Annotated in this window: 2 protein-coding genes; both read left to right on the forward strand. The window is 66.5% G+C overall.

The window, feature by feature from the left end:
- The coding region (locus EOA79_RS31985) for a uracil-DNA glycosylase (protein WP_164894068.1) at positions 1-601 on the forward strand (601 nt) is incomplete at its 5' end.
- A 91-nt stretch (positions 602-692) separates the two neighbouring features.
- The gene (locus EOA79_RS31990; protein ID WP_095823703.1) at positions 693-1,505 is read left to right on the forward strand and encodes a helix-turn-helix transcriptional regulator; all 813 of its coding nucleotides are present in this window, start codon (positions 693-695) and stop codon (positions 1,503-1,505) included.
- Positions 1,506-1,566: the final 61 nt, after the last annotated feature.

Genomic DNA, 1,566 nt, shown 5'->3' on the forward strand with positions numbered 1-1,566 from the left:
GATCAAGCTCGCGCGGCAGCTGGCGGCGAGCGCCTCGACGCTTGACGAACTGCGCCAGCAGATGGCGGCGTTCGACGGCTGCAATCTCAAATTCACCGCCAAGAACCTGGTCTTCGCCGACGGCAACCCGAATGCCGACCTGATGCTCGTCGGCGAGGCGCCGGGCCGCGACGAGGACCTCGAAGGGCTGCCCTTCGTCGGCCGCTCCGGACGGCTGCTCGACAGCATGCTGGCAGCGATCGGCCTCGACCGGACATCGGCCTATATTGCCAACGTCATCCCGTGGCGCCCGCCGGGCAACCGAACGCCGACGCCGCACGAGACCGAGATCTGCCGCCCGTTCATCGAAAGGCAGATCGAGCTGGTCAATCCGAAGGTGCTGGTCAATCTCGGCGGCCCTTCCGCCAAGACGCTGCTCAACACGACCGAGGGCATCCTGCGCCTGCGCGGCAATTGGCGCGTCCACACCACCCAGTCGGGCATTGCCATTCCAGCGATGCCGACGCTGCATCCGGCGTATCTGCTTCGCACGCCTGCACACAAGAAGCTGGCGTGGCGGGATTTTCTCGAGGTGAAGGCGAAACTGAGGGCGTTGGGGTGAAGCACCTCCCCTTCTCCCACAACAAGGGAGAAGGGGAGCGATAATCTCTCAGGTAATTGAATTACTCCCCTCGCCGGCCTACTCATCCCCCATGACAACACCCGACGTCTCCGCCGGCAGCCTCATTCGCGAGTGGCGCACGCGCCGGCGCATGAGCCAGCTCGACCTCGCCATGGAAGCCGATATCTCGCAGCGGCATCTCTCCTTCGTCGAAAGCGGCCGCGCCCAGCCTTCGCGCGAGATGGTGCTGCATCTGGCCGAGCAGCTTGCCATTCCTCTACGCCAGCGCAACCAGCTTTTGCTCGCGGCCGGCTTCGCGCCGAGCTTCAGCGAAAGGCCGCTGACCGATACGACGCTGGCGCCGGCGATGGCTGCGGTCGAGACGGTGCTCAAGGGCCACGAGCCCTTCCCGGCGCTGGCGGTCGACCGGCACTGGAACCTCGTTTGCGCCAACGCGGCGATCGGCCCGTTCCTGGCCGACGTCTCGGAGCCGTGGCTGCTCAAGCCGCCGGTCAATGTGCTGAGGCTCAGCCTGCATCCCGGTGGCGTCGCGCCGCGCATCGTCAACCTCGCGGAATGGCGCGCGCATCTGCTCGAGCGCCTCAAGCACCAGAACGACGCCACCGGCGACTCCATGCTGATCGAGTTGGAGAAGGAATTGCACGGCTATCCGTCCGGGCTGAGGAGCAGCCGGCCGGCGCCGGTCGAGCCAAGCGGCATCGTCCATCCGCTCAGGCTCGCGCATGGCGATCAGGTGCTGTCCTTCATCAGCACGATCACCGTCTTCGGTACGCCGCTCGACGTGACGCTGTCGGAGCTGGCGATCGAATCCTTCTTCCCCGCCGACGACCAGACGCGGACCGTGCTGGTGCGGCTGGCGAAGGAGCGGACGGCCGCTTCGTAGGCTTACCCCTGCGGCGGCGTCGCCCTTCGGGTGCGCGTGCGCTCGAGGCCAAGTTGCCTTT

This window comes from Mesorhizobium sp. M1A.F.Ca.IN.020.03.2.1, assembly GCF_004023205.1.
GTDB lineage: Bacteria > Pseudomonadota > Alphaproteobacteria > Rhizobiales > Rhizobiaceae > Mesorhizobium.